We start from the raw sequence: 26,972 nt of genomic DNA, 5'->3' as shown, positions 1-26,972 counted from the left end.
TATGACCCCGTTTGCTTCCTTCTCTTCCGATGGCGCTGACATCACCGGTGGCCTGGCCGACCGGCTTCTCTCGGTCGAGTGCCATGACGAAGCCGAAGACAAGTCGGACCGCGTGACAATCGAGCTTGACGACCGCGCCAGGTGGAGCGACGGCGCCGTGGCCGCGCTGCCGCTCATCGGGTCCACCATCACCGTAACCCTCGGCTACCGCGAGGGCCAGGCGACCGAATTCGGGCCGTACCTCATTGACGATTTGGAAGTGTCTTCACCGCCCCGGACACTTCGCGTAACCGGCCGCTCGGCGAAGATGCCGAAGTCGTTCCGCACCCCGAAGACCGAAAGCTATCATCAGAAGACGGTCGGCGCGATCATGCAGGAAATCGCCGGCCGGAACGGCTATGAGGCCAAGATTGACCCGGCGCTGTCTGGCATCGTCATTCGCCACATCGATCAGCGCAACGAGTCGGACATGTCCTTTGCGACGCGGCTCGCGGGCATGCATGACGGCGTCGCCAGGCCCGTGGCCGGCAAGCTCGCGGTTGCGAAGCGCGGGACCGGCAAAAGCGTCACCGGGGAATCGCTTCCCACGGTCACGCTTACCGAAGCCGATTGCAGCAAGTGGTCGTTCAAGTATTCAGCCCGAGACGAAGCGGGCGAGGCCGGCGGCCTGGACGAAGGCGGCGGCGGCACCTCGGCGCAAGGCGCTGCAGGGGATGCCGGGGACACCGCCAGCGGGCAAACCGAAGGCGAGTCCATCATCGACCTGCCGGATGACGAAGACAGCGGCGAAGGCGATAAGGGCGGCGTCCGGGCCTACTGGACGGACATTCGCACCGGCGAGACGAAGGAGTCCACGTCCGGGCAAGAGCCTTACCACGACCTCCGCTACAGCTATCACAATGAAGCCGAGGCCCAGGCGGCGGCGGACGCCTACAAGAACAAGAGCGCTCGCGGCAAGGCTTCGTTCTCTTGTGACATCGGCGGCGACCCGACCGTGCAGGCCGAGGCAAAGCTTATTCTGTCCAGCTTCCGGCCCTACATTCCGGCGGAATGGCGGATCAAGACCGCGACGCACCGCTATGGGTCCGGCGAGGGTTACACGACCTCGATTGACGCCGAGCTATTCGCCGAAAAGCAGAAAGACGTTCCGGCCGGCGTCAAGAAAACCAAGCCCACGGACGACGACAAGATTGACCCGGACGCGCCGGCCGAGCCCGTTGAGCCCACGGCGCCGACCGATGGCTTCATTATCGATGTCCCGAGCGACCGGGCCGCGCAATGAGGCTCGTCGATAACTGGCGCAAGATCGCCCGGCACTCTTGGGCTATCCGACTCAACGGCTTCGCCTTGCTGTCCGTTGTGCTCTACGCCGCCGAACAGGCCTGGCCGTTCCTCTACGGTTACGTGCCGATTTCCACACCCGCGTTCGCCTCAATCATGGCGGCGCTTTCGCTGGCCGCCGGTGTGGCCCGCCTCATCCCTCAACAGAAGATTTCAGGAGCACGAAAGCAATGGCGAAAAGCAGGGCGAGCGCGCGCGCGCGCAACGCAATCGCGGCAGTCATGGCCGTGGCGTCTCTGGTCGGCGGCCGGTACATGGTTTCCGCGCCCGGCGAAGAGCCGATCCCGGCGGCGGTAAGGCTCGCGGTCGACGCAAATATCATTCCGTGGGAAGGCCTTGTGCTTTCCTCGCATTGGGACCGCTTTTCGAAGCGGTGGGATATCTGCCATGGCGATACGCTCATCAACGGCAAGCCCGTCACCGCCGGCATGCGCTTCACGAAGGAAGAGTGCTACGACATCCTGATAAAGCGGCTCGTTGAAGATTATTACAAGCCGCTGACGCGCTGCATTGCCGGCTTCGATAGCCTGCCGGTTTCGCTTCAGGCTTCCATGATTTCCGGCGCCTATAACGTGGGTCCGGGCTCGACCGAGAAGCACACCGGCATTTGCGGGTCGAGCGCCGCCAGGTTCGCGCGCGCTCGCAACTATTACGCGGCATGTGAGGCGCAAACCGCCTTCAACAAGTCCGGCGGCCAATTCGTGCAGGGCTTGGACAACCGCCGCAAGAACGGGGACGCGACGCGCATCGGCGAGGCCGAGCTTTGCGAGTCGATGCCGGCCACCGGCCTGCCCGTGAGGCCGAACTAATGGAAAACCTCGGCGCCGTTCTCGCCCCCATCATCGACCGTGTGCTTCGCATCGTGGGCGCCGCGTCCTTAGCCGTGATCGCGGTCTTCCTGATTTGGTGGCTGTCATGATTGCCAAGATCAAACTCGCGTTCGCCGTCTTGGTGTCGTTCGCCTTCCTGGCGCTCTTCGGCGCCGCCGCTTGGTATCGAGGCGACGCCATCGCGGCCAAGGCGGAAACCGCCCGTGTGCAAGCGAATCTCGACAAGGCGGTGGACGCCAACAAGGTGAGCGCGGACACCATAGACCGCATGCAGAAGCAAGACGCGCTCAACGACAGGATCTCGGCGGAACTCATACAGAAGCTCGCCGCCGCGAACACCGCATTGACGGAAAAAACCACGGCTCGGGCCGACCTGAAAGGCAACAATGAAACCGTTCGCTCTTACCTCGATACTACTGTTCCTGACGATTTGCGTCGGATGTACGACCACTAAGCCGCAAGTCGTCGTCCAAACGGTTTACGTCAAAGAGAAGGTGCCGGCGGACCTGATCGCCCCGGTTCCGCCCGCCTGGCGCAAGGCCGGCGGCCCGGCGAAGACGGAAGATTTCGTCGCGCGCGGCGACGTCAACGAATCCGCGCTCAAGGTGTGCACCGCCCAGGTGGACGGCACGCGAAAATGGAACGGGGAGCCGTAGGGCGATGTCGCAAGACGGGGTAGAGCGCACCCTTGGCATATTGCTTGGCAAGCTTGAGGGGATAGAGAAGGCGATAGCGCAGGCGGACGATCAAGCCGCCACGCACCGCGCAACCGTGCACTGGCGCCTTGACACGATGGTGGGCGAGGTCGGCGACCTTCGCGCCGAGGTGGCCACCATGAAGGCCGACGTAAAGGACTCCAAGGCGATCACCGACGAGGTGAAGCAATGGAAGCAACGCGGCATCGGAGCGCTATTCGTGTCTGGGATCGCCGGCACCGCCATAGGCGGCACCGCTATGGCCTTCGTTATCTATTGGTGGGAAGCCATCATGCGCGTGTTGCGCTCGGCTTAGCCTGCCGTCTGGCTGAGATGTCTAAGCTAAGCGCTGCCTGCTATTTCCGCAAAATCGTCAACATCTTGGATGTCGCTCATGGAACGGATCAGCACCAAGGCTTGGTCGCACCATTGACATCGGGACGTTCTCTTCGATGACCCACTTTTTGAGGACTTCCCGAATGGTTTCGCAATCGAAGGCAGAAGTGGAATCGCGTCCATGAGATCGGGCCATGGGTCCTCCCGCGTTTATTGGGCGGGAGCACCTGAGTTCGCTTCCGAGCACCCGTTTGCCGTACAAGGCGCCGGCGACGTGGAATTGATACACTCAAATGTGTCAGCGACGAATCAAATAGCCGCTGCGACTGACGTCTGACTGTCCGGCGCAATGGTCCCATCGCGGGAAACATATCCTCGACCTGCCTCGTTAGTTGACTGGCGAGCAATGATCCCTATCGTCAGTTCATGGATGTCCGCTGCCGCCTCCATGGCGGGCATCCATTGGGGACAGATTAGGCGGGGCAGGTGCCCATATCCAATGAGTTTCGCGACGTCGCCTTAACGTTCGAGTGTCCGGCGTGCGGCCATCAAATTGTCAAGAATGGTTCCTGGTTCAAATCCGTCAGCAGCTTTAAGTGCGAAGCCTGCAAGACCAAGATACGACTTGGCTATTCGGATAAGCTGGATCTGATCCAGAAGAGCAGGTCAATCAATTCACCATCGGGTCTGTAATCTGCGAAAACACGAAAAAGCCCGCCACACGGAGAGATTAGAGGCCGACGGGCTTTCATCGACACCCTTGCGCATCTCCGGCGTCATCACATGATTTGCAAATTGCAGCATCCGGTCGTCGCGCCCGGCGGCGCGGCACTCCCACCCTTAGCCGGAACATTTTAGGGAAGTTGAATGTTCCAACCTTATGGACGGCCAAGGGGCCAACTTTCTCCGGAACAATTAAGAGCCGCACGAGCTCTGTTGAACTGGTCACGCGTGCGGCTTGGTGCCAAGGCCAGTCTTAGTGAAATGACCATCGGCGAATTTGAAAACGGGATTAGGGAACTGAGACCAGCTAATGTCGCCGCTATTCGGCGGGCTCTGGAGGATGCGGGAATTATCTTTACCAACGGTAGCCCCTCCCTGGAAGGCTCTGGAGGCCCGAATGATGATGCTTGTGGTGCCAACAACAATAGAATCCGGCAGCGGCGGACAAAGCCGCCACGGGGGCCATAGGCTTGACGCGGCGCATAAGAAAGGCGGACACATGGTCCGCCTTCGTCTGGTATCGGCCAGAGAACGAGTTAGCCCCCCGTCTTCTTGGCCATAGCGCAGAAATCGGCGTGCGCCTTGTTGAGCGTGGCATCACCGCAGTCTTTCAGCACCGCAGTTCGTTCATCAGGCTTCATCGCCATCCATGCCGTTTTGAAATCGGTTTCCGACTTCAGTGTCTTCATTCCGGCGTCAGTGAAGAACGGCGACATCTTGGCCGGATCATCGAGCGCGGACGTACCTGTACTGGACCCAGCCATTGCTGCACCACTCATCATTGCGAGCGCAAGGGCGCCCATTGTGAGCATCTTGATATTCATCGAACTACCTCCTTGAGATAATAATCCTAGAAGGAAAACGTGCGCGTACCGAGAGAGGTTCCAAACGCCGCTTCAGGCGAGTCAGAAACGAGTCAATTAGCTTTTGGACTGATTCCTAGGGGAAAGCCCGAATGAAGCGGGCTCGGATTCACTCTTGGACGGCCCCCTAACGGAGCCTACGCCGCTTTCTTGGGGTAAGCGATCACTCGCGCCGGCAGATGGGCACGAGCCGAGGGCGGAAGCATCAGATAGGCCCGCAAAAAATTGATCGCATAGAAGGGCGCGGCACCACTGTCCGCGCGGTCCGTAAGCCAGCGATTGACTTGCACGGTCGTCTTGCCGAGAAGCCCGGCAAGCTGTTTCTGTTCCAGCCCCGATTTCTCGAAGAGCATTGCGAATTCGCGTTTATCGTCGGCGCTGTTTTCCATAGGCTCAGTATACATTTTGCATATCGTCCATTCAACGCCGCAATACCGCAACCTTGCCGCCGCCGGTCATGATCTCTTTGACCGATTCCGCCGCCGTGTTCGCCAACTGTTGAGCCGCGCCGGTGAGAAGGTAGGCATAGCGCTTGGTCGTTTGCGTATCCATATGGCCGAGTAGGCCGCCAACCTGGGAAAGCTCCAAACCGGCGGAAAGACCGGCCGAGGCAAAGAACCGGCGAAGGTCGTGGGGCACAAGCTTTTCCGTGATGCCGGCGGCTTTCATAAGCGCTTTCCACGGCTTCGTTACGTTGACGAGGTGCCCGTGACCGTGACGGCCAGGGATCAAGTACGGGTTCCCCTTCACCTCGGGAATCTTCGCGATGACCTCGCGGGCCAGAGCGGACAGCGGCACGATTTTCTCGCCGGTTTTGGAGTCCGGAAGGTGCAGGCCGTCCGCCTTGATCCACTCGCGTTTTGACGCTTGGATTTCGTTCCGGCGAGCGCCGGTGAAACACAGAAGCTCGACCAGCCCCGCAAAGAACGGGTTTGGTTCCCATAGGTCATTGATAGCCTGTAGCAAGCGGAACGCTTCGTCGGCCTGGGGAACCCTCTTGCGCTTGTGCTCTTTGTAGCGCTCAACATGAACCGGGTTAGATTTGCGCGGGCGCCAGCCCCATTTTTCGGACAGGTTGAAGGCCTTGGAAAGCAGGGCGGCAACGCGGTTCGCCGCGCTCGGCGTCTTCCGCATTTTGAAGTGCAGCGCCTCGACCTCGGCGTCGGTCACGTCCGCCACGGCCTTGCCTGGCCCGAAATGCGGCAGGATATGGTTATTCCAAAACCCCTCATTGTCTTTCCGATAGCCTGCTTTGTTGCGGCCCTCGGAATATTCCAGATGCTTGTCGCGAAGCTCGGCCATCGTCGGCCGCGCCTCAAGCTCGGCCTTCTCCCCGGCGGGGTCTTCGCCCCTGGCCACTCGAGCCAGAACGTCTTTCGCCTGGGTCCGGGCTTCCGTGAGCGTGACGAAACGGGAATCACCAATCTTATACGCCCGCTGCTTTCCGACCTTGTTCCGGTAGGATAGGTAATAGACCGACTTGGTCGCCAGGTAGCGGAGGCGAAGACCTGGCACCTTCGGGTCGTTCCATGCTGTGCCTGGCTCGCCCGAGGCGGCCGGCCCGCTCTTATCACCCGCCATGCTGACCCTCACCTTGTTGACAAACCGCAAACTATCGATATGCGTCATGAATAGTGGCGCGTTTGCGACGTGTCAACGTCTGCCAACATATTGCCATCAAATTTCAGCGAACGGACGCGCTTTGATGACAAAGGATGCGAAGAGCAAACCGCGCGATTAATACGGTTTGCGCGGTGCTAATAACGCCTGGAAGAGCCGGAAAGCTGTTTCGTAATGATGGGGTCGCGTGTTCGAGTCACGCAAGCGGCACCAAAATTTCTCCACGAGAACCAAACAGTTACCGGAGGCCGGGCGGTGAGCGGTCTGCCCGCGAGCCATAGGCAGTGGGGCAGGCGATAAAAGATCGCCGGCGGAGGCAATCTGCCCCAACGGAATAAGGGGCTATATCTTTTCTACTTTCGGACCAATGCGCTCGGCGGGACGGACCTCGGTCGATTGTGGGGTTGCAGGCAAATCAGACAGTCTCGCGATCGCACCGGCTGATAACCCCAAGCCCCCCGCCCTATCGGTCGGTGCCTGCCCGGCTTGCGGACCTCAAAATCCTAACCACAAAAGCGAGCCGGGCTTCCATCTGCGTGCCCGTGCCGAGACATAATTTGTCGGAAACGCCATGAGGAGTTGGACGGTCTACCACGTCGATTTCGGAGCAGAGGGCAACAGCCCGCTTCTAACTGAAATCGGAAGCGTTGAAGCCGACAATCTTTTGGCAGCGGTGATGAAGGCCCAAGCTTTGTGGCCGGATGAAAGGTCCATGACCGTCCGCCCGGCCGGAGAAGACAGCCAATCGGCACCGCCGCCGGCCCCACAGCGCGACACCGATTGAACCAAGGAGCGATCAGACCGCTCGCTTCGGCTCCAAAGCCCCGACATGATCCGGCCACGCCTTCCCTGCTGCCCGGTGTGTCACACAAGCGGCATCATTTCATGCCTTCCCAGCCCTGCGCCACGTCATCGGCGCTTCTCGGCCATTGTCGGGAGTAGCCGTTGGTGGGAAACTCCCTTTGTCAGCATGGGAGGTCGAAATGCCCAATAGTTTCAAGACCGGAGACGTCGTCAGGCTGAAATCCGGAGGCCCGGAAATGACCGTCAGCGACGGAGCGGCTTCCGGCACGTATCTGTGCCACTGGTTCAACCGCGAGGGCGATGTCTGGACGCCGCAACATGCAGGCTTCAAACAGGACCAGCTGGTGGCGGTCGACCAGCCGAGATAGTCGTCGCCTTCTGCCCTCAGGAATCCTTCGATCCGGCTGCGTCGGATCCGGTGGGTTTGTCGTCCGGTCGAAAAAGGACCGACGGATTTTGCTCTGCCTCGCGTTCAATGGCTGAAGCGCGGCCGCCAATGGCCGCGTCCAACCGGAGACGAGAGCATGATCCGCCCCACCCTATTCGTCGTTGCCCTTGGCCTGCAGACCGCTGCCACGGTTGCCCAGACAACGGCGCCGGCCCCTGCCCCGGCCCAGACGGCGCCGAGCACCTCGGCTCCGGCCGCCAAGTCTGACCAAACCAAATCCGGCCTCACTCTGGAAAAGTTCGAGGCGCGCCGGGAAAGGGCGTTCATGCGGGCCGACGCCGACGATGACGGCAAGGTCAGCCTCGCCGAATGGACCGCTTTCCAGACCGCGCGCAAAGCCAAGGCCGATCCGGCCAAATCCTTCGCGCGCATGGACACCAACAAGGACGGCTTCGTCGACAAGGGCGAGCTCGACGCCTTCCTCGCCAAGCGCTTCGCCAGGCTCGACAAGGACAGCGACGGCGTGCTCAGCGCCGACGAGCGGCCGGGCCACAAATCCGCTCCCAAGCAGGAGCAATGACCAAGAGGCTATGCCGCGCAATGACACATGGGAGCGCCCCTGTTGATGGGCGCCGATCCGGACGAGGAACTGGTACGCCGCATCGGCGCCGGCGACCCTGCCGCCGTGCAAGCGATGGTGGCGCGCAAGCTGCAGCGTATCCTGGCCCTGGCCACAAGGATGCTCGGCGACCCGGCGGAGGCCGAGGACGTCGCCCAGGAGACTTTCGTGCGCATCTGGCGCCACGCCTCGGGCTGGCGCCAGGGGCACGCACGCTTCGACACCTGGATCCACCGGGTGGCGCTGAACCTCTGCTACGACCGGCTGCGGCGCCGGCGCGAATGGACGACGGACGAGCTGACGGAGGTGGCGGACGAGGCGCCGCTTCCCGATGCCATGCCGGGCGACGAAGAGCTCAAAGTCAACAAGGCGCTGCAGCGCATCGCGCCCCGCCAGCGCGAGGCGATCGTGCTGGTGTATTATCAGGAGCTGTCCAACATCGAGGCCGCCGGCGCCATGCAGGTCAGCGTCGATGCGCTGGAAAGCCTGCTCGCGCGGGGCCGCCGCGCTTTGCAGGCGATGCTCGTTGGAGACGATGGCGATGACTGAGACAGCAAAGGCATTGCCGGCTTCGCGGAGAAGGACGTGGGGGGCCACGTCGGAACGGCGGAAGGGGGAACGGGATGGCTGAGAAGAGAACGCAAGGGCCGATGGATGCCAAGCGCTTCGCCGCGCTGGCGGATGCCTATGGCAGCGCCTTGCACCGCTGGCCGCCGGCCGATCAGGCCGCAGCGATGCTGTTTGCCGAAACCGAGCAAGGCCGAGCCATCTTGGCGCGCGCCGGCAAGCTCGACGCCATGCTCGACCGGCATCGGGTCGCGGCACCCAGCCCGACACTGCATCGCACGATCGTCGCCCGCGCCGCGACCGAGGTCAGGCAGGAGCGCCGCCGACGGGTCTGGTGGCTGGGCTTCGGGCTAGCGGGTGTTGGCCTGGCCGGCGCCGTGGCAGGGCTGGCGCTGGTGACCGTCGTCAGCCCGGATATACAGCCCGATCATTATGTGATGGACGCCAATGCGACGTCTTTCGGCGACGCTGGACCCGATGCCGATCAAACCGAGGAGGATCTATGAACCCCCGTCTTGTCGCGGCATCCCTGGTGCTCAACGTCTTTCTGATCGGCGCGCTTGCGGGCGGAGCGGGCTGGCTGATCGGCAAGTCCAATTCGGGCTATTCGCTGGAATCAGCCGGCGGCAGGTTGCCGGCCGCCGACCGCAAGGTCTTCCGCCAGGCGTTGCGCGAGGTGCGCCGGGAGTCGCGGGACGTGATCCTCGACGGACAGGCCGCGCGGCGCGAGGCGGCGAACCTTCTGCAACAGCCGGCTCTCGACACCAATGCGCTTGCCGCCGCCCTGGAGCGCGCGCGCAATGCCGATCTTGCCGTTCGCACCAGGCTGGAACAGCGCATCATCGAATTTGCCGCATCGGGCTCGCCGGAGGACCGCCGGCTGCTGGCGGATGGCTTGTTGCGACGCGCCGGCCGACAGCCGCCGCCTGCAAAAAAATTGCCATAGGCGGCGACGGAAAGGGCGACCGCGCTCCATTCAAGGGAAAGAGGGACAGGCCTGTGACCACCTTCGGCGGCGGGCAGGTTCTCTTCAACCTCGAAACTCTCGGGAGTATCCGATGGACAGTCTGCCGAAATATTCGCTCGCAGCCGCGCTCGCCATCGGCGGAACGGCCGCCGCAAGCGCCGCTTCGGCGATGCCGATCGCAGCGGTTGCACCCTCGCCGGCGCTTATCGAGCATGTCGCCTGGGGCTGTGGCCCGGGCTGGCATCCCAACTATTGGGGCCGCTGCGTCCCCAACCGCCGCGTGGTCTATCCCGGTTATTATTACTGGGGCGGGCCGCGCGTCTATATCGGCCCGGCCTGGCATCCTTATCACCGCTGGCACCACTGGCGCCGCTGGTGATGACATGCTGACGCCGGTGCTGCGGCCGGCGTCGTGAGCGCTCTTGCGATCATGCAACATGTCGCCCGGCGCGATCTGCGCCGGGCTCGGACGGAGGCTTCGTTGGCTACACCGGTTTCAAAGTCCGTGTCGCCTGATCCGGCGTTGGTGGCGCTCCACCGCTTCGGCCTTGGCGCAAAACCCGGAGACGATTTCGGAAAGATCGCCGCCGATCCGCGCGACTATCTCAAGGCCGAGCTCAAGCAGCAGGACATCGCGCTCATTTCCCCCGACGACCCAGGGAATGCCGGGCTGCTGGACAGCACCGCGGCGATACAGGCCAGCATGGCGGCAGCCATGGAGCGCAAGGCGGCGCGGGCCGAGAGGGCGGCCGCCGTCATGCAGCCGATGGCAGCGGATGATCCAGCCGGCCCGGCGGTGACAAAAGCCAAATCCGCGGTGCCGCGTGTCGAAGCCGATATCTATCGCGACGAGGCGCAGGCCCGGTTCGACAAGGCGCTCACTGCGGCGCCCGGCTTCGCGGAGCGCCTGGTCAGCTTTTGGTCGAACCATTTTTGCGTTTCCGTCGCCAAGGCGCCGGTCGTGCGGGCCTGCGCCGGGGCCTTCGAACGCGAGGCGATCCGGCCCTTCGTGCTCGGCCGCTTCGCCGATATGCTTCTGGCCGTCGAGCACCATCCGGCCATGCTGTTTTATCTCGACAACCGGCAGTCCATCGGCCCCGATTCCCCCGCCGGCAAGCGGCGCGGACGCGGCCTCAACGAGAATCTCGCCCGCGAGATCCTGGAGCTGCACACGCTGGGCGTCGGCAGCGGCTATACCCAGGCCGATGTCACCAGTTTCGCCGCCATGCTGACCGGCTGGACGATGGCCGGGCGCGAGGGGCGGTTGGGCGAGCCAGGAAGCTTCGTCTTCAACGCCAATGCGCATCAGCCGGGCCAGGCCGTGCTGCTCGGCAAGACCTATCCTGACGACGGCATGGGCCAGGCGGAGGCGGCGCTCAACGACATTGCCCGCCATCCGGCCACCGCGCGGCACATCGCCACCAAGCTTGTCCGCCATTTCATCGCGGACGATCCACCCCAAGCGGCGGTCGCTCGCCTGGGCACGGTTTTCAGCAAGACCGATGGCGACCTGCGAGCGATCGCGTTGACGCTGATCGACATGCCCGAAACCTGGTCGACGCCGCTCACGAAGCTGCGTTCGCCCTTGGACTATGTCGTGGCGCTGCGCCGGGCGGTCGGCGCCACCGCCGGCAAGGAACCGCAACGATCGCTCCGCTGGCTGAGCGTGCTCGGCGAACCGTTGTGGCGACCGCCGGGGCCGAACGGCTTTTCCGATCGGACGGACGCATGGGCTTCCGCCGAGGGCCTCAAGACGCGGCTGGACATCGCCTGGCAGGCAGCGAAGCAGGCGGACGACATCGGCGATCCCGACGAGATGCTGGCGTCGCTGATCGGCACGTCCGTCTCGGCCGAAACACGACAGGCGATTTCGCGCGCGGAGTCCAAGCAGCAGGGCCTGGCGCTGCTGTTGATGGCGCCGGAATTCCAGCGACGGTAATTCCAGCGCCGGTAACAGTGATGGAGATGCGGCCATGAGCCTTCTTTGCGAAACCCCCAGCCTGTCCCGCCGCGCGGTGCTGATGACCGGCGGCGCGCTGTTTGCCTGGGCCTATCTGCCGCGCTTCGCGCGCGCTGCCGACAATCGCGATCCGCGCCTGATCGTCATCGTGCTGCGCGGCGCGCTGGACGGGTTGTCGACGGTCGGCCCGGTCGGCGATCCAGACTATGCCGGCCTGCACGGCGATATCGCGCTTTCGCTCTCAGGCGCCAACCCGGCATTGCCGCTTGACGGTTTCTTCGCCGTCAATCCGGCGATGCCGGTGTTTGCGCGCCTGTTCAAGGCGGGCCAGGCAGCGGTCGTGCATGCGGCGGCGACCGGCTACCGCGACCGCTCGCATTTCGACGGCCAGGACGTGCTGGAAAGCGGCCTGCCGGGCCCCGGCAACGCCACGACCGGCTGGCTCAACCGGGCGTTGGCCAGCCTGCCGGCGGGCGAGCGCGTGGCGAAGCTCGGCGGGCTGGCGGTCGGGCCTTCGACGCCGCTGGTGATCCGCGGTGCCGCCCCTGTGCTCGGCTGGGCGCCTCAGGCGCTGCCGACGCCCGGCGACGCCTTGGCCGAGCGCGTGCTCGACCTCTACAACCATCGCGATCCTGTGTTGGCGGCCGCGCTACAGAAAGGGCTCGACGCCGACCGCATGGCGCTGGGCGACCAACTCGACGGCAAGACGATGAAGCCTAAGGGTGGCCTCGACAACGCCGCCGGCATGCGTCAGTCGGCGCAAGGCGCGGCGCGGCTGATGGCGGCCGATGACGGGCCGCGCATTGCAGCACTCGCCTTCGACGGCTGGGACACGCATGTCAACGAAGGCGGCGCCACCGGCCGGCTCGCCAATCTGCTCGGCGGCCTGGACGGCGCCTTCGAGGAGTTCGAGAAAGGGCTCCGCGCGCGCTGGAAGGACACGGCGGTCGTCGCCATCACCGAGTTCGGCCGCACAGCGCGCATCAACGGCACTGTCGGCACCGATCACGGCACCGGCACGGTGGTGCTGCTCGCCGGCGGCGCGATCAAGGGCGGTCGCGTCATCGCCGACTGGCCAGGACTGAAGCCGGCGCAGCTCTACGAAGGCCGCGACCTGGCGCCGACCAGCGATGTGCGCGCGGTACTGAAGGGGCTGCTTGCCGACCAGTTCGGGCTTTCCGCTGCGGTGCTTGGCGACAAGGTGTTTCCGGAGTCGGCGGCGGTGAAGCCGATGCGGGACTTGGTTGTTTGAACGAAATACGCCCGCGCCGTTTTCGGGCGCGGGCGTCCACGCTTTTCTGAAAGCGGTCACCACCTCCAATAGCCGGGGTGCCAGCGGTGATGCGCCCAGAAGCCGGGATGCCAATGGCGCACCGGCCGGATGAACCGGCGGCCGTTCGGCACGCAATTACCCCAACGGCTCGCGTGCCAGCCGGGACCGCAGCGCCAGCCGACGGTTTCGATGGGCAGCGGCGCAGCATCGGGCTTGGCCATCGGCATAGCCTGCGAGCCGACACTGGACAGCATCAACGTACCGGCAGTCATGGCGAGAGGCAGAAAGTATTTTGTGAACATGCGTTGTCTCCGTAAAGTCCCTACCTCCGTGAAACGGAGGACACGGCCGAATTCCGTCGGAGCGCGATGGATCACGTCTTCGTTAGCGGGCGACGCCTTCGCCCAGCGTCGCCACGGTCTTCAGCGCGCCGTCCAGCATGTCGCCTTTCTCGTCCTTCAGCGCTGCTTCGCGCAGGCGGCGGATCCAGTCGGCGGCGTCTTCGCGCCCTTTGAGCATGAGGAGCGCCGAGAGCACGCGGTCGAATTTCGACTGGGCGCGGGCATGGGTGTCGCTGTAGCCCTTGATCAGCCGGCGACAGTTGAGGATTTCGGTGGCCAAAGCGTAGTCTTCGTGAGCATGGCTAAGCGCCAGGCCGTACCAGCGCTCGAGATGCTCGACCTCGACCCTGTGGCGCAGCAGGCGGCGGCGCCAGCGGCGCAGGCCGCCGATGAACCACAGCATAGCGAAGCCGGTGAAACTGTCGGTGCGGATGTGTCGGCCGCGATTAATGCGGCGGTCGAGGAAGGCGGCGAGCTTTGGGCGGTTCTCGATGTAGCTGCCGAGCCCCGCCGGCAGCGTGCCGCAGAACTCCTCGATGCGCGGATGGAAATATTCGGTGACCTGCAGGACCGAGCCTTCCTTGACGCCGACCTCCTTGCGCACACGCTTGTCGCGCGCCGAGCGTGTCTTCAAATCCGCGACGCGGATCATGTCGTCGTAGCACATTGCGTTGGCGAGGTGCTTTGCCGCGGCGATCGACAGCGTGTAGCCGCGCTCCGCATTGTCGAGCGCGACGGCCTTGTCCAGCCGGTCGAGATATTCGCCGCCATAGGCGATGTCCTGATAATCGACCACCTTCTTCAGCCCGCGCTCGGCCATGTCGCGCGACGGTTCCGGCAACGCCGCGACGCGGGCGGCAAGCTCCTGCCAGCCTTTCAGCAAGGTTTCCGGTCCGCTGACCTTCGCCCCCGACCTGGGTTCGGCCACAGCAGGCTTCGCTGCCTGCTCGCCCGTCGGCGCGGCCGCGATCCCGCGCGCGCGGTCACAGGCGGCGCCGAACGCGGCGAGGCTGGCTTTCACGCCGCGGCCGCCGGCGCCGATCGCCTGCTCATAGCTTTCGCGCCTGAAGGGCAGCGCGTCCGAACCGGCCAGCGCCCCGAGCAGGCTGGCCGAGATCATGGAGCCGTTGTCGGCGGCGATCTTTTCCATGTCGAACGCAATGAAGCGCTTGGCCGCGGCTTGCGCCGTCGCATGCACTTTTTCCGACGAGGCGCGGCCGTCGCCCGGCTCGATCTTTTCCGAGACGGCGGCGATGCGGTGCGAGGACGTAATCAGCGTCGTGCGCTCAGGCGTAACGAAACCGCGGATGATGGCGCGGCCGGCCTCCATCAGTTCGGCCGCGATCAATATGTCGACGTCACCCTGCGAGGGCGACAGCGCGAATACCGGCAGCCGGCCGGTGTCGCGGGCCATCTCGATGTAATAGATCGTGGCGCCGGTGCGCTGCGCGACGCCGGCCACGGAGGTCGATTGCGCGATGTAGCCGTTGCGCTCGGCGACATCGGTGATCCAGTCGGCAAGCACGCCGCCGCCCTGGCCGCCGACCGCGAGCACGGCGAGTTTTATCACCCGCTCGTCGTCTGGGGCGCCCGGTTTCGGGCGCAGGGGAGAAGCCTGGTCAAGCATCGGCGAACATCAAGCGGCGGCTCTCGCGGCGGCGCTGCAACAGGCCGATCATGGCGCGGCGCGCGCTTTCCAGGAAACGATCCCAGCGGCCGGGGTTGTGGACGACATCGGCGCGGTAGAAGGACGGGCAGAGCACGGCCGCATCGGCCACCTCGCCGCAATTGCCGCAGCCGACGCAATTCTGGTCGATCGCGGCGACCGGATCGTCGCGCAGCGGATCATCGAGCGACTTAACCGACAGCGACGGGCAGCCGGAGAGCCGCATGCAGGCGTGGTCGCCCGTGCAGATATCCTCGTCGACGCCGAATTTCGGCTTCACCACGCGGTCGCCGCCTTTGATCGCCTTGTCGACCGGCGGCTTCTCGCGGCGCTGGCGGTTGAGCATGCATTCGGACGAGGCGACGATGACCTTCGGCCCCTTCTCCTCGGTCGTCAGCGCGTCGCGCAGCGCGGCTTGCATCTTGCCGACATCATAGGTGCGGTCGATGTGGCGCAGCCATTTGACGCCCATGCCCTTCACCGCTTCGTCGATCGGATGCTTGGTCGACTTGGTCCGGTTGTTGGCGCGTGAGGACAGGATGTCCTGGCCGCCGGTGGCGGCCGAGTAGAAATTGTCGACAATGACGATGACGCCGTCATTTTTGTTGAAGACGGCGTTGCCGATCGAGGAGGTCAGGCCGTTGTGCCAGAAGCCGCCATCACCGACGAAGGAGATCGAGCGGCGTTTGGCCTCGGGCGAGTTGAAGGCGGAGGCCGAGGCCGGCCCCAGCCCATAGCCCATGGTGGTGGCGCCGAGCTCGAAGGGCGGCATGATCGAGAACAGATGGCAGCCGATATCGGAGGCGATGTGGTGCTTGCCGAGCTCCTGCTCGACCAGCTTCGTCGCCGCGAAGATCGGCCGCTCCGGGCAGCCGATGCAGAAGCCCGGCGGACGTCCGGGAACGACATTGATGAGATCGGCCGTGTCGACTCCTTCGCCCAGCTTGTTCGGCGCGCGGACTTCGCCCGGCAGGAGATGCGGAGCGTTGGCGCGCAGGAAGGAGCCGATGCCGTCGAGCATGACCTGCCCGGTATATTCGCCGGCCATCGGCAGATGCTCCTTGCCGACCAGCTTCGTGCCGCGGCCGGCCTTGTGCAGCATCGCGGCAAAGGCCTGCTCGATATAATTGGGCTGGCCTTCCTCGACGACCAGCACCGCCTGCTTGCCTTCGCAGAAGGCGAGGAACTCGTCGTCGACCAGCGGGTAGACGGCGTTCAGCACATAAAGCGGCACGTCGGTGTCGCCATAGGTGTCGGCAAGGCCGAGCCGCTGCAGCGCGCGGATGACCGAATTATACATGCCGCCCTGCATGACGATGCCGACCGAGCCGTGGTCCGGCCCGAACATCTCGTTGATCTTGCGGCTCTTGATGAAATCCACCGCCGCCGGCCAGCGCTTGGCGACCTTCTCCTTCTCATGCAGGAAGGAAGCGGGCGGCAGCACGATGCGGCCGGTGTCGCGGCGCGGCGCAGACAGCGCATCGGCGACAGACATTGGCGGGCGCTTGTTATCCTTGGCGGTGAAGTGGCCGTGGACGTGGCAGCAGCGGATGCGCACCTGCAGCATCACCGGCGTGTTGGACACCTCCGACAGCTCGAAGCCGTCCTCGACCGCCTTGACGATCGAGGGCAGGTTCGGGCGCGGGTCGAGCAGCCAGACCTGGCTCTTCATGGCGAAGGCGTGGCTGCGCTCCTGCATGATGGAGGAGCCCTCGCCATAGTCCTCACCGACGATGATCAGCGCGCCGCCGGTGACGCCGCCGGACGCCAGATTGGCCAGCGCATCGGAAGCGACGTTGGTGCCGACCGTCGACTTGAAGGTGGCGGCACCGCGGATCGGATAATGCACGGAGGCGGCGAGCATGGCGGTGGCTGTCGCTTCCGAGGCGCTTGCCTCGAAATGCACGCCGAGTTCGCCCAAAATATCCTGCGCATCGGCCAGCACGTCCATCAGATGGCTGATCGGCGCGCCCTGATAGCCGCCGACATAGCCGACACCGCACTGCAGCAGCGCCTTGGTGATGGCGAGGATGCCCTCGCCGGCGAATTCCTCGCCGGCGCCAAGCCTCAGCTTTTCGACTTCCTTGGCAAAAGACCGTTCGGCCATCTCTGCCTCCTTCCGTTGCCGCAAAAATCAGGCGGCGCGTATGTCAACTCAGATGTCGTGCTTGCGGATGTTCTTCAGCATCTTCTGCAGGATCGCGATCAGTGCTGCATATTCGGCATCGTCGACACCGTCGAACATCGCCTCGAACGCATCATGCATGGCCGGCCAGGCGCGGGTGAACAGCGCGCGGCCCTCATCGGTCAGGAATACATGGCGGATGCGGCTGTCGGTGACGCCCTGCTCGCGCCGCACCAGGCCCTGGCCTTCCAGCGTGTCGAGCGTGCGGCTCAAGGTCGACTGCTCGATGACGGTGTAGACCGAGAGGTCGTTGACGGTGACGCCATCGGTGACCGAGAGCACGGCGAGCGTTCGCACCTGCTGAATGGTCAGGCCCTGCTTGCGGAAGTCGTCACGCAAAGTGGCGTTGTAGCGGCCCATGATGCGGTTCATCAGATAGGGCGCGAATTGCTGCAGGCCGATCTGGCCGAGGGTCGAGATGCGCTGGCGCTTTTCCGGAAGCTTCTGTTCCATCACAGCCTCCCCGCCAGAAGGAAGCCGGAACCACCGCCGAGGCCGGCGCCGGGATGCGTGGAAGCGCCGATATGGTAGAGGCCTTTGATGCCGGTCTCATGGTTGCGGCTCGCCTTGAACGGCCGCCACAGGAAGGACTGGTCGATGGTCGACGAGCCGCCATAGGGATCGCCGCCGACAAGGTTGATGTTCATCGCTTCGAGGTCGGCCGGCGAATAGGCGCGGCGCGCGATCATGCTCTCGCGGAAACCGTCGATGTGGTTGGCGAGGATCGCCTCGACGCGGTCGGCATGGGCTTCGCGCAGCGCTTCGGTCCAGCGGCCGTCGGCGGGCGCTTCAAGCTTACCGGCAGCATCACCCCTGATGTGGCGCGGCGCCTCGGGCAATTGCAGCCAGAGGATTGCCTTGCCATCCGGGCAGCGCGACGGGTCGAGCGCATGCGGCTGACCGACGCAGATAGTCGGCACTTCCGGCAGCAGGCCGCGCACCGCCTCGTTGCAGGCTTTCGAGACGCCATCCAAACCCGGCGTCAGATGCAGCAGCGCCACCTTGTCGAGGCCCTCGCCGCGCCAGGCGGGCGGCTTGTCAAGCGCGTAGTGGATCTGGAAATTGCCCTTGCCGTAACGATAGGACTGCGCAGCTTTAGTCGCCGCCTCCGGCGCATCCCTGCCGAGCAGACGACCATAGAGTTGCGTCGGCGTGACCGAGCAGATGACGCTCTTCTCGGCGTTCAATGTCTCGCCGGAAGCGAGCCGCACGCCGGAGACGCGGCCGCCGCTCTGGACGATCGAAGCGACGTCGGCGTTGACGCGGATCTCGCCGCCGCGCTCCTTGATCAGCGCCTCGAAGGCGCCAAGCAGGTTCCTGGCGCCGCCCCTGACGATCGGTGCGCCGGCCGCCTCCAGCGCGAAGGCGATGACCCTGGCGATCTGGCCGGAGAAGGCGTCTTCCGGGCCGAGCCCGGCATGCAACACCCACGGCGCCCACAGCGCGCGGACGACGTCGGAGGTGTAGGTCGTTTCCAGCCAGCCTCGCGCGGGCACCAACGCCTCGCCCATGAAGGCGGCAAGGTTGCGCGGGCCGCGCCGCCAGGCCTCGCCGGCGATGAGCTTCGTCGTCGGATAGGACCAGAGCGCGCCGCCGAGCAGGCCGAACAGCAGCCCGGCATTGCGCTCGACGCCGCCGATATCATCCTCGTGGCGGTCGCCGTCGCCGATAGCGATCCGGTTCAGCGCCGCAATGTTCGCGGCACGGTCGGTGGTGAGCACGACATGGCTGCCGTCGGGGGTGAGCACGCCTGTCGGAGTGGCGGTGTGGCAGAACTCCAGCCCATGCCGCGCAAGGTCCTTGCCGAGCGCGGCAAAGGCCGGCGAGGTGATGAACAGCACGAAGGTCGTGGCCATCACGTCATGGACGAAGCCGGGCGCCGTGATCTCCTCGGTGCGCATGCAGCCGCCGACGCGGTCGTTGCGCTCAAGCACGAGCACCTTGGCGCCCTTGGCCCCAAGCATCGCCGCGCAGACCAGGGCGTTGATGCCGCTGCCGACGATGATGTGATCGACGTCGCTCATCGTCGTGGCCTTGGCTTTAACCCCGCGGCACCAGCGCCAGTGCGCGGATCGGGCTGCCGGTGCCGTGCTCGATCTTGAGCGGGGCGGCAATCAGGATCGCGCCTTTCGGCGGCAATTGGTCGAGGTTGCACAGGCTGGCCAGGCCATAACGGTTGGCCTTGTGCATCAGCGTGTGCGCCGGGAACGGCGGCTCCATGCCGCCGGCCTTGCCGGCATCGGTGCCGATCGTCTCCGAGCCCCAGCCCTTGATGTCCTTTGCTATCAGGAACTGGATGGCTTCCGCCGTCGGGCCGGGCGTATGCGGGCCGGTTTCGTTGGCGTTGAGGAACTCGGCCTCGGAGCCGTTGCGCTTGTACCAGTCGGTGCGCATCACCACCCACTCGCCGGGATTGATCGCGCCGTGCCTCGCTTCCCAGGCCTTGATGTGATCGACGGTAAGCAGGAAGTCGTGGTCCGCGGCCGCTTCTTGCGAGCAATCGATGACGTTGACCGGGCCGATGAAGTTCTGCGCGGGGATGGTGTCGGTGGCGCCGTCCGGATAATCCTTGCCGGTGATCCAGTGCTGCGGCGCGTCGAAATGCGTGCCCGAATGCTCGCCGAGCTTCAGCCAGTTCCAGGCCCACCACGGACCGTTCTTGTCATATTTGGAGATGGCGTGGATCTCGACCTTCGGGGTGTCGACAGCGAGTTCCGGCGGCAGCTTGATCAGGGGTGTGTTCGGCCCGAGCGGCGCCGTCAGGTCGACCACCTTGATTCCTCCTGAAAGCAGCTGGCTGGCGACCTCCCCGAGGAGTTTCTGCGTGTCCATGGTCTTTCGTTCCCTCTTATCCGTGATCATCAAGGCTCGTTGCGGCCCTTAATATACCTACTAGACGAAAACATATGCATCTGCAATTATCTTTAAGCATAAAGCATTTTGGGGCGGGGCGTGAGCGAGTTCGACGCCATCTTTGTCGGGGCGGGCCACAACAGTCTGGCATGCGCCGCGCATTTGGCGTTCAATGGCTGGAAAATAGCGGTTTTCGAGCGCAGCGAGACGATCGGCGGCGCGGTGCGGACCGCCGAGTACACGCTCCCCGGCTTCCGGCACGATTTCGGCGCGATGAATTTGAGCCTCTTCGCCGGCTCCGCCTTCCACCGGAAATATGCAAATGAATTGAAAAGCCACGGCCTGGAGTTCGCGCCGGTGGCCGATTGTTTCGCCAGCGCCTTCCCGGATGGGAAATGGTTCGGCGTCAGCAACGATCTCGAAAAGACGGCATCGCGGCTGGCCGCCTTCTCGGCGGCGGATGCAGCTACATGGCGCCGGCTGGTCGGTGCTTTTCCAGGCGAGGCCGAGCATCTGTTCCGCCTGCTGGGTTCCCCGATGAGCGCAAGGGCGCTGGCCGGCAGCGCGTGGAACATCTGGCGCAAGAAGGGTCTGGCCGGCGCGATCGATACGGCTCGACTGCTGTTGTCGTCGCCGCGCGCGTGGCTCGAGGACAATTTCGAAACGCCACATGTGCGCACGACACTCGCGGCTTGGGGCATGCATCTCGACTTCGCGCCCGACATCGCCGGGGGCGCCGTGTTCCCTTACCTGGAATCGATGGCCAACCAGAGTTTCGGCATGGTGCTCGGCAAAGGCGGCGCCGATACCATCATTCGCGCGCTTGCCGGCATGCTCAAGGCGGCCGGCGGTCAGATCACGACCGGTGCCGACGTTGCCGAGATCACGATTTCCGGCGGCAAGGCGACCGGCGTGCGGCTGGCATCCGGCGAGACCCATTCCGCGATCAAGGCCGTGATTGCCGGGGTCGCGCCGAAAGCGCTGCCGGGCAAGCTGCTGCCCAACGGTTCCGGTGACGCCGGCTTCGATGCGGCGATGAAGACATTCCGCCACGCGCCGGGCACGATGATGATCCACCTAGCGCTGGACGACCTGCCCGACTGGAGCGCCGGCGCCGAGCTCCGCCAGTTCGCCTATGTGCATCTCGCGCCGTCGCTCGACGCCATGTCGCGCGTCTACCAGCAGGCGATCGCCGGCCTGCTGCCCGACCAGCCGGTGCTGGTCGTCGGCCAGCCGACGGCGGTCGATCCGTCGCGCGCACCGCCAGGCAAGCATGTGCTGTGGGTGCAAGTGCGCATGCTGCCGGCGGAGATCTTTGGCGATGCCGCGGGCAAGATCGCGCCTGCGCACTGGGATGCGGTCAAGGACGCCTATGCCGAGCGCGTGCTCGACATCATCGAGAGCTATGCGCCGGGATTGAGCAAAAAAATCCTCGGCCGCGCAGTCTTCTCGCCGCTCGACCTCGAGCGCGAGAATCCGAACCTCGTCGGCGGCGACCAGATCTGCGGCAGCCATCACCTGGCGCAGAATTTTCTCTTCCGCCCGGCGCGCGGCTTCGCGCGCTGGAACACGCCGGTCGCCAATCTTTACCTCACCGGCGCCGCGACATGGCCCGGCGCCGGCACGGGCGCGGGCTCGGGCTATATGCTCGCCCAACAGCTGGGAGGAAGTTGAGCCGAAGAAATCCGGGATGGACAAGGCGCGGTTGCCCACCCCCGAATGAAAACGCCGCGCGGACAAATGACAACCAACAAGGGGAACGACCATGGCCATCAACAGACGTGACTTGCTTGGGTACGGCGCCGCGGCGATCGGTGCTGCGACGCTCGGCTTGCCAAGGGCGGCAAAGGCAGCGGACGAGCTCACCATCGCCTACAACGTCAACCTGCCTTCCTGGGACCCGACGACCGGACCCTCGGCCGTCAACCCGACCATCCAGGGCCTGTACCAGTCGGTGTTCGATCAGATCATCGGCCAGAAGCCCGATCTTTCCTTCACGCCGGGCCTGCTCACCGAATGGGGCTGGAACGACGACCGCACCAAGGTGACGATGACGGTGCGCGACGGCGTGAAATGGCATGACGGATCGCCCTTCACACCGGAAGACGTCGTGTGGTCGCTGCAGCGGGCTGGCGACGAGAAGACCGGCAATCCGATCCAGTTCGTCTGGAAGAACGTCAACAATTTCAAGATCGACGGTAACAAGATCACCGGCGACGTCGTGCAGTTCGACCCGGTCTATTTCAAATGGATGTCGTTCCTGACCGGCTACATCATGCCGAAGGCCTATTACGAGAAGGTCGGCGCGGAAGGCTTCGAGAAGGCGCCGATCGGCACCGGTCCCTATATGGTCGACAAGTTCGAGCGCAATGCGTTCCTGCGGCTCAAGGCCAACCCGCACTATTGGGGCACCAAGCCCGCCTTCGAGAATGTGACGATCAAGTTCGTCACAGACGCCGCAAGCCGCGTCGCCGAGATCGAATCCGGCTCCTCGCAGGTGACGCTTGAAATCCCCTATGAGGAATATGACCGGCTGATCGCCAAGGACGGGCTTGCCGGCTCGATCAAGAACGTCTCCGACATCGGCATGATCTTCTTCAACGACATCGAGGCGATGCTGGACAAGAATGTCCGCCAGGCCGCCGTGATGGCGGTGGACAAGGAGCTTTTGGTCAAGCGGCTGCTGCGCGGCTACGGCCAGCCGATCGCCACGCTGGAGACGCCGGAATACACGGCCTTCGATCCATCGATCAAGGTCGAGCACAATCCGGAGAAGGCCAAGGAGCTGCTCGCCGCCTCCGGCTATTCGCCCAAGAAGCCGGTCAAGTTTACCATCCAGACGACCAAGGGCTTCAAGCCCAAGGACTATGAGATGATCCAGGCGATCGTCGGCATGTGGCGCAAGGTCGGCATCGAGGCCAAGATCGAGGTTTATGAGATCGCAAAGCATTACGAACTGCGCGCAGCCGACAAGCTGGCTCCGGCCGCCTTCTACAATTGGGGCAACTCCATCGGCGACCCGACCACCTCGACCGGCTTCGCCATGTATGGCCCGAGCCCGCATTCGGTTTGGGACAGCAAGGACCTTGTCGACATGATCAACCCGCTCTGGGGCGAGAAGGACGAGGCCAAGCGCGTCGCCGGCTGGAAGGCTGTCGACAAATACATTGCCGAGCAGGCCTATGTGCTGCCGCTGATCCAATATGCGCAACCGATCGTGCATTCGAAGAAGGTCAATGTCGTGCAGCATGTGTCCGGCGCGCTGCTGCCGGCGCTTATGACCCCGGCCGCCTGATCGTCGGTTCTGGATTGCCGCGCGCCGTCCGCAAGACGGCGCGCATTTTCATCCGGACATATGGGCGCATGCTGCTGCAAAGATTCCTCGTTCGTCTTTTGACGATGCTGGTGACGCTGGTCGGCGTCGCCATCGTCGTCTTCGTCGTCATCCGTGTCGCGCCCGGCGACCCGATCGCGATGATGCTGCCGCCCGGCGCCAGCAATGACGACATTGCGCGGCTGCGCGCGCTCTATGGGCTCGACAAGAGCATCGTGCAGCAATTCCTCATCTGGCTCGGCGGCGTGCTGCATGGGAATTTCGGCACGTCGATATCATTGCGCCAGGACGTGCTCGGCCTGGTGTTCAACCGGCTGCCGGCGACGCTGGAGCTTGCGACGGTCGCGCTGCTGATGGCGATCGCGATCGGCACTACCGCCGCGATCCTCGGCGCGCGCTCACGCGGCACGGCGATAGAGGCCGGCATCGACATCGCCAGCGGCGCGACGCTCTCCATCCCCGATTTCCTGTGGGGCCTGGTGCTGATCCTGCTGTTCGGCGTGCTGGTGCCCGTCTTCGACATTTCGGGCCGGGTGTCGCCGCAGCTCGATCTGCCCTTCGTCACCCAGTTCTATCTCGTCGAGAGCATTCTCAGGCTCCGCTTCGACCTCACCTGGGACCTGCTCAAGCATATGCTGATGCCGGCAGTCGCGCTGGCGCTGCCGCTGGCGGCGATCATCGCGCAGCTCTTGAAACAGTCGCTGAAGGAAGTGCTCGACCTCGACTATGTGGTGCTGGCACGGGTCAAAGGTTTTTCCGAGACACAGGTCATCCTGCGCGAGGCGCTGAAGAATGCCGCGCTGCCGACGTTGACGCTGGTCGGCGTGCAGTTCACCTTCCTCATCGGCGGCACGGTCATCGTCGAGCGGCTGTTCTCCTATGAGGGGCTCGGCAACATGGCGATCGACGCGGTCATCAACCGCGACCTGCCGCTGATCCAGGGCATCGTGCTGGTGTTCGCGCTGCTCTTCGTGCTGATCAACCTCGCCGTCGACATGATGTATGCGTTGCTCAATCCGAGGCTGCGCCATGGATGAGGCAAGTGTCGCCAGGCGAGGTTTGAGCCCGAGGCTGTGGCTGGCCGGCGGCTGGCTTCTGCTGGCGCTGCTCGCGGCCCTATTCGCGCCATTGATCGCACCGCAGGACCCGCTGGCGCAGGATTTGATGCTGGAGCGCCTGCCGCCCTTCTGGCTGGACGGGGCCGAACCTGGCTACTGGCTCGGCACCGACAGCCTTGGACGTGATCTGTTGTCGCGGCTGATCTTCGGCGGCCGCATCGCCTTCATCGTCGCCTTCGCGGCGGCGACGTCCGCCTGCCTGCTCGGCTCCGCGCTCGGCCTGATCGCCGGCTATTTCGGCGGCTGGCCCGACCGCATCATCTCGCGAATCGTCGATGTCTGGATGGCCTTCCCGCCGGTGCTGTTCGCGATCCTGCTGGTGGCGGTGCTGGGCACCGGCCTGAGCTCCGTCATCCTCGCCATCGCGATCATCGACTGGACGCGCTTCTGCCGGGTGATCCGCGCCGAGGCGATGAGCCAGGCGCGCATGGATTATGTCGAAAGCGCGCGCATCGCCGGCTATGGCCGCATCGGCATCATGCTGCGCGAAGTGCTGCCCAATGTGCTGCCGTCGGTGGTGGCGCTGCTGTCCCTGGAGATGGGCATCGCCGTCATCGTCGAGGCGATCCTCTCCTTCGTCAATCTGTCGATCTCGACCGACGACCCGACCTGGGGCAGCATCATCGCCGAGGGACGGCTGTCGATCCACCAGGCTTGGTGGGTGCTGGTGTTCCCGCTCATCACGCTGATCCTCACCGTGCTTTCCTTCAGCCAGTTGGGGGAAGCGCTGAAGGCGCGCTTCGATCCGGTGCTGCGATGAGCGCGTGCCTCGACATTCGCGGCTTAAGCGCCGTGCTGCCCAACGGCCAGCGCGTGCTGCGCTCCGTGTCGCTCGCCGTCCAGCCGGGCGAGGTGTGCGCGCTTGTCGGCGAAAGCGGCGCCGGCAAGACGATGATCGGCAAGGCGGTGCTCGGCGTACTGCCGAAAAGCGTGCGCATCGTCGAAGGCGAGATGCTGATCGAGGGCGAGGACCTCGGCCGCCTCGATCCGAAGGCTCGGCGGACCCTGATCGGCGCGCGCACGGCGCTGATCCCGCAGGATCCGCTCACCGCGCTCAACCCGTCGCGCCGCATCGGCCCGCAAATGACCGACCGGCTGGTGCGCATCCTCGGCTGGAGCGGCGAGAGGGCGGACCAGCGCATCCGGCAGTTGCTCGACGAGGTGCAGATCCGCGATCCCGAGCGCGTGCTGAAAAGTTATCCGCATGAATTGTCCGGCGGTATGCGCCAACGTGTGCTGATCGCGGCGGCGTTCGCGGCGGAGCCCCGATTGATTGTCGCCGACGAGCCGACGACGGCGCTGGACGTGACAGTGCAGAAACAGATCCTGCGGCTGATCGCGCAACTGCAGCGCGATCACGGCACGGCGATCCTGTTCGTCACCCACGACCTCGGCGTGGTCGCCAAGATCAGCCAGAAAGTGTCGGTGCTCTATGCCGGCAAGGTGGTCGAGGAAGCCGAGACCCAGGCGCTGTTTGCGGCACCGCAACACCCCTATACGCGCGCGCTGATGGCGGCGACACCGCGCTACACCGACCCGTTTGCTTCGCTGAAGCCGGTGGACGAAAGCGTGCTTGCCGGGCTCACGGCCGAGATCGCCATCGCCGACCAGGCCTGGAGGCCCGGCCATGGCTGAGCCGCTGTTCTCCGTGCGCGGGCTGAAGGTGGCGCTGCCCGACATGACGCGCAAGCCGCTGATCGGCCGCGCGCCGTTGGCCGAGATCCTGAAAGGGCTCGACTTCGACCTGCCCAAAGGATCGGTGACCGGCATCGTCGGCGAATCCGGTTCGGGCAAATCGACGCTCGGGCGCGCGCTGGTCCGGCTGCTCGAACCTAGCGCGGGTTCCATCGGCTTCGAGGGGCGCGACATCAGCCGTCTTTCGGAAGCCGAGCTGAGACCGCTGCGCCGCGACCTGCAGATGATCTTCCAGGATCCGATGTCATCACTCAATCCGCGGCACACGATCTTCAACATCATCGCCGCCCCCTTGCGGCAGAACGGGCTTGGCGTCAGGCTGAAGGAGCGCGTCGCGGAGGCACTGCAGCGCGTCGGCCTGCCGCAGAATTTTGCCAGCCGCTATCGTCACGAATTATCAGGCGGACAGCGGCAGCGCGTCGGCATCGCACGAGCACTGGCGCTGTCGCCGAAATTCGTGCTGGCCGACGAGATCGTCTCCGGCCTCGACGTCTCGACGCAGGCGCAGATCCTGACGCTGCTGGAAAAGCTGGCGGCCGAGATGGGGCTGACGGTCGCCTTCATCAGCCATGACCTGTCGGTGATCCGGCGGCTCTGCCGGCAGGTCATCGTCATGCGCGAGGGCAGGATCGTCGAGGCCAGCGTCACCGACGCCCTGTTCGACAATCCGAAGGAGACTTACACGCGCGACCTGCTCGCCGCCATTCCGCTGCCGGAAATCGATCCGGACTGGCTGCGGCCGGCAGCAAAGGCGCCCGAGTGAAATGATCCATTCGCACGCCGACCAGCGGGCC

At 64.6% G+C, this 26,972-nt stretch carries 31 protein-coding genes; 22 read left to right on the top strand and 9 right to left on the bottom strand.

Annotated features, from left to right (window positions below; genetic code table 11):
- Position 1: 1 nt before the first annotated feature.
- The 7 genes from O7A05_RS08955 to O7A05_RS08930 all read left to right on the top strand — a co-directional run bounded on the left by O7A05_RS08955 (position 2) and on the right by O7A05_RS08930 (position 4,393).
- Positions 2 to 1,282, top strand: a complete 1,281-nt coding sequence (locus O7A05_RS08955) for a contractile injection system protein, VgrG/Pvc8 family (protein ID WP_337092627.1) — start codon at positions 2 to 4, stop codon at positions 1,280 to 1,282.
- A complete protein-coding gene (locus O7A05_RS34590; protein WP_463150754.1) occupies positions 1,279 to 1,638 on the top strand; it encodes a DUF7940 domain-containing protein in 360 nt (119 codons plus the stop codon). The genes O7A05_RS08955 and O7A05_RS34590 overlap by 4 nt, the downstream gene beginning before the upstream one ends.
- The gene (locus O7A05_RS08950; RefSeq protein WP_463150752.1) at positions 1,563 to 2,150 is read left to right on the top strand and encodes a glycoside hydrolase family protein; all 588 of its coding nucleotides are present in this window, start codon (positions 1,563 to 1,565) and stop codon (positions 2,148 to 2,150) included. The genes O7A05_RS34590 and O7A05_RS08950 overlap by 76 nt, the downstream gene beginning before the upstream one ends.
- A 106-nt stretch (positions 2,151 to 2,256) precedes the next feature.
- On the top strand, positions 2,257 to 2,625 hold the full coding sequence (locus tag O7A05_RS08945; protein ID WP_337092625.1) for a hypothetical protein: 369 nt from the start codon (positions 2,257 to 2,259) through the stop codon (positions 2,623 to 2,625).
- On the top strand, positions 2,558 to 2,827 hold the full coding sequence (gene lysC, locus O7A05_RS08940) for an Rz1-like lysis system protein LysC (RefSeq protein WP_337092624.1): 270 nt from the start codon (positions 2,558 to 2,560) through the stop codon (positions 2,825 to 2,827). Before O7A05_RS08945 ends, lysC begins: the two co-directional genes overlap by 68 nt.
- A gap of 4 nt (positions 2,828 to 2,831) precedes the next feature.
- Positions 2,832 to 3,182, top strand: a complete 351-nt coding sequence (locus O7A05_RS08935; RefSeq protein WP_337092623.1) for a DUF1515 family protein — start codon at positions 2,832 to 2,834, stop codon at positions 3,180 to 3,182.
- A gap of 887 nt (positions 3,183 to 4,069) precedes the next feature.
- A complete protein-coding gene (locus O7A05_RS08930; RefSeq protein WP_337092622.1) occupies positions 4,070 to 4,393 on the top strand; it encodes a helix-turn-helix domain-containing protein in 324 nt (107 codons plus the stop codon).
- A 68-nt stretch (positions 4,394 to 4,461) separates the two neighbouring features.
- On the opposite strand, the gene O7A05_RS08925 is transcribed toward O7A05_RS08930, so the two are convergent.
- From O7A05_RS08925 to O7A05_RS08915, 3 genes are all read right to left on the bottom strand, one after another.
- On the bottom strand, positions 4,462 to 4,749 hold the full coding sequence (locus O7A05_RS08925; RefSeq protein ID WP_337092621.1) for a hypothetical protein: 288 nt from the start codon (positions 4,747 to 4,749) through the stop codon (positions 4,462 to 4,464).
- A gap of 176 nt (positions 4,750 to 4,925) precedes the next feature.
- On the bottom strand, positions 4,926 to 5,177 hold the full coding sequence (locus O7A05_RS08920) for a hypothetical protein (protein WP_337092620.1): 252 nt from the start codon (positions 5,175 to 5,177) through the stop codon (positions 4,926 to 4,928).
- A 31-nt stretch (positions 5,178 to 5,208) separates the two neighbouring features.
- Entirely contained in the window at positions 5,209 to 6,417 is a 1,209-nt protein-coding gene (locus tag O7A05_RS08915) for a site-specific integrase (RefSeq protein WP_337092619.1), read from the bottom strand.
- 562 nt (positions 6,418 to 6,979) lie between these two features.
- On the opposite strand from O7A05_RS08915, the gene O7A05_RS08910 reads away from it, so the two are divergent.
- The 9 genes from O7A05_RS08910 (at position 6,980) to O7A05_RS08870 (ending at position 12,965) form a co-directional block, all read left to right on the top strand.
- Positions 6,980 to 7,192: a hypothetical protein gene (locus O7A05_RS08910; RefSeq protein WP_337092618.1), complete on the top strand. Its 213-nt coding sequence runs from the start codon at positions 6,980 to 6,982 to the stop codon at positions 7,190 to 7,192.
- A 199-nt stretch (positions 7,193 to 7,391) separates the two neighbouring features.
- Positions 7,392 to 7,580 carry a YodC family protein gene (locus O7A05_RS08905; RefSeq protein WP_095766010.1) on the top strand — a complete coding sequence of 63 codons (189 nt, stop codon included), beginning with the start codon at positions 7,392 to 7,394 and terminating at the stop codon, positions 7,578 to 7,580.
- 156 nt (positions 7,581 to 7,736) lie between these two features.
- Positions 7,737 to 8,180 carry an EF-hand domain-containing protein gene (locus O7A05_RS08900; RefSeq protein WP_337092617.1) on the top strand — a complete coding sequence of 148 codons (444 nt, stop codon included), beginning with the start codon at positions 7,737 to 7,739 and terminating at the stop codon, positions 8,178 to 8,180.
- 45 nt (positions 8,181 to 8,225) lie between these two features.
- Positions 8,226 to 8,768 carry an RNA polymerase sigma factor gene (locus O7A05_RS08895; protein ID WP_337092800.1) on the top strand — a complete coding sequence of 181 codons (543 nt, stop codon included), beginning with the start codon at positions 8,226 to 8,228 and terminating at the stop codon, positions 8,766 to 8,768.
- Between the two features lie 74 nt (positions 8,769 to 8,842).
- Positions 8,843 to 9,292: a hypothetical protein gene (locus O7A05_RS08890; protein ID WP_337092616.1), complete on the top strand. Its 450-nt coding sequence runs from the start codon at positions 8,843 to 8,845 to the stop codon at positions 9,290 to 9,292.
- On the top strand, positions 9,289 to 9,732 hold the full coding sequence (locus tag O7A05_RS08885; protein ID WP_337092615.1) for a periplasmic heavy metal sensor: 444 nt from the start codon (positions 9,289 to 9,291) through the stop codon (positions 9,730 to 9,732). Before O7A05_RS08890 ends, O7A05_RS08885 begins: the two co-directional genes overlap by 4 nt.
- Positions 9,733 to 9,844: 112 nt before the next feature.
- Positions 9,845 to 10,132 carry a GCG_CRPN prefix-to-repeats domain-containing protein gene (locus tag O7A05_RS08880; protein ID WP_337092614.1) on the top strand — a complete coding sequence of 96 codons (288 nt, stop codon included), beginning with the start codon at positions 9,845 to 9,847 and terminating at the stop codon, positions 10,130 to 10,132.
- A 51-nt stretch (positions 10,133 to 10,183) separates the two neighbouring features.
- On the top strand, positions 10,184 to 11,692 hold the full coding sequence (locus tag O7A05_RS08875; protein ID WP_415926986.1) for a DUF1800 domain-containing protein: 1,509 nt from the start codon (positions 10,184 to 10,186) through the stop codon (positions 11,690 to 11,692).
- 34 nt (positions 11,693 to 11,726) lie between these two features.
- Positions 11,727 to 12,965, top strand: coding sequence for a DUF1501 domain-containing protein (locus tag O7A05_RS08870; protein ID WP_337092612.1), 1,239 nt, complete (start codon positions 11,727 to 11,729; stop codon positions 12,963 to 12,965).
- A gap of 56 nt (positions 12,966 to 13,021) precedes the next feature.
- On the opposite strand, the gene O7A05_RS08865 is transcribed toward O7A05_RS08870, so the two are convergent.
- The 6 genes from O7A05_RS08865 to O7A05_RS08840 all read right to left on the bottom strand — a co-directional run bounded on the left by O7A05_RS08865 (position 13,022) and on the right by O7A05_RS08840 (position 20,010).
- Complete coding sequence (locus O7A05_RS08865) at positions 13,022 to 13,288, bottom strand: GCG_CRPN prefix-to-repeats domain-containing protein (RefSeq protein WP_337092611.1); 267 nt, start codon at positions 13,286 to 13,288, stop codon at positions 13,022 to 13,024.
- Positions 13,289 to 13,370: 82 nt separating this feature from the next.
- Entirely contained in the window at positions 13,371 to 14,954 is a 1,584-nt protein-coding gene (locus O7A05_RS08860; protein WP_337092610.1) for an indolepyruvate oxidoreductase subunit beta family protein, read from the bottom strand.
- Positions 14,947 to 17,100: an indolepyruvate ferredoxin oxidoreductase subunit alpha gene (locus O7A05_RS08855; RefSeq protein ID WP_337092609.1), complete on the bottom strand. Its 2,154-nt coding sequence runs from the start codon at positions 17,098 to 17,100 to the stop codon at positions 14,947 to 14,949. Before O7A05_RS08855 ends, O7A05_RS08860 begins: the two co-directional genes overlap by 8 nt.
- Positions 17,101 to 17,148: 48 nt before the next feature.
- A complete protein-coding gene (locus O7A05_RS08850; protein ID WP_224514196.1) occupies positions 17,149 to 17,631 on the bottom strand; it encodes a MarR family winged helix-turn-helix transcriptional regulator in 483 nt (160 codons plus the stop codon).
- On the bottom strand, positions 17,631 to 19,202 hold the full coding sequence (locus tag O7A05_RS08845) for a phytoene desaturase family protein (protein WP_337092608.1): 1,572 nt from the start codon (positions 19,200 to 19,202) through the stop codon (positions 17,631 to 17,633). The genes O7A05_RS08850 and O7A05_RS08845 overlap by 1 nt, the downstream gene beginning before the upstream one ends.
- Before the next feature lie 16 nt (positions 19,203 to 19,218).
- Positions 19,219 to 20,010: a cyclase family protein gene (locus O7A05_RS08840; RefSeq protein ID WP_337092607.1), complete on the bottom strand. Its 792-nt coding sequence runs from the start codon at positions 20,008 to 20,010 to the stop codon at positions 19,219 to 19,221.
- A 120-nt stretch (positions 20,011 to 20,130) separates the two neighbouring features.
- Here O7A05_RS08840 and O7A05_RS08835 point away from each other — a divergent pair, with 120 nt between their 5' ends.
- From O7A05_RS08835 to O7A05_RS08810, 6 genes are all read left to right on the top strand, one after another.
- Positions 20,131 to 21,705, top strand: a complete 1,575-nt coding sequence (locus O7A05_RS08835; protein WP_337092606.1) for a phytoene desaturase family protein — start codon at positions 20,131 to 20,133, stop codon at positions 21,703 to 21,705.
- A 91-nt stretch (positions 21,706 to 21,796) separates the two neighbouring features.
- A complete protein-coding gene (locus O7A05_RS08830) occupies positions 21,797 to 23,326 on the top strand; it encodes an ABC transporter substrate-binding protein (RefSeq protein WP_337092605.1) in 1,530 nt (509 codons plus the stop codon).
- Between the two features lie 68 nt (positions 23,327 to 23,394).
- Positions 23,395 to 24,402 carry an ABC transporter permease gene (locus O7A05_RS08825; RefSeq protein ID WP_337092603.1) on the top strand — a complete coding sequence of 336 codons (1,008 nt, stop codon included), beginning with the start codon at positions 23,395 to 23,397 and terminating at the stop codon, positions 24,400 to 24,402.
- Entirely contained in the window at positions 24,395 to 25,243 is an 849-nt protein-coding gene (locus tag O7A05_RS08820; RefSeq protein WP_337092602.1) for an ABC transporter permease, read from the top strand. Before O7A05_RS08825 ends, O7A05_RS08820 begins: the two co-directional genes overlap by 8 nt.
- Positions 25,240 to 26,118: an ABC transporter ATP-binding protein gene (locus O7A05_RS08815; protein WP_337092601.1), complete on the top strand. Its 879-nt coding sequence runs from the start codon at positions 25,240 to 25,242 to the stop codon at positions 26,116 to 26,118. The genes O7A05_RS08820 and O7A05_RS08815 overlap by 4 nt, the downstream gene beginning before the upstream one ends.
- Positions 26,111 to 26,941, top strand: a complete 831-nt coding sequence (locus O7A05_RS08810; RefSeq protein ID WP_337092600.1) for an ATP-binding cassette domain-containing protein — start codon at positions 26,111 to 26,113, stop codon at positions 26,939 to 26,941. The genes O7A05_RS08815 and O7A05_RS08810 overlap by 8 nt, the downstream gene beginning before the upstream one ends.
- The last annotated feature ends 31 nt before the right edge of the window (positions 26,942 to 26,972 follow it).

It is taken from the genome of Mesorhizobium argentiipisi (SeqCode) (assembly GCF_037179585.1).
Classification (GTDB): Bacteria; Pseudomonadota; Alphaproteobacteria; order Rhizobiales; family Rhizobiaceae; genus Mesorhizobium; species Mesorhizobium argentiipisi.
The sequence above is the reverse complement of the archived record's forward strand: the minus strand, read 5'-3'. Positions and strand labels throughout refer to the sequence as shown.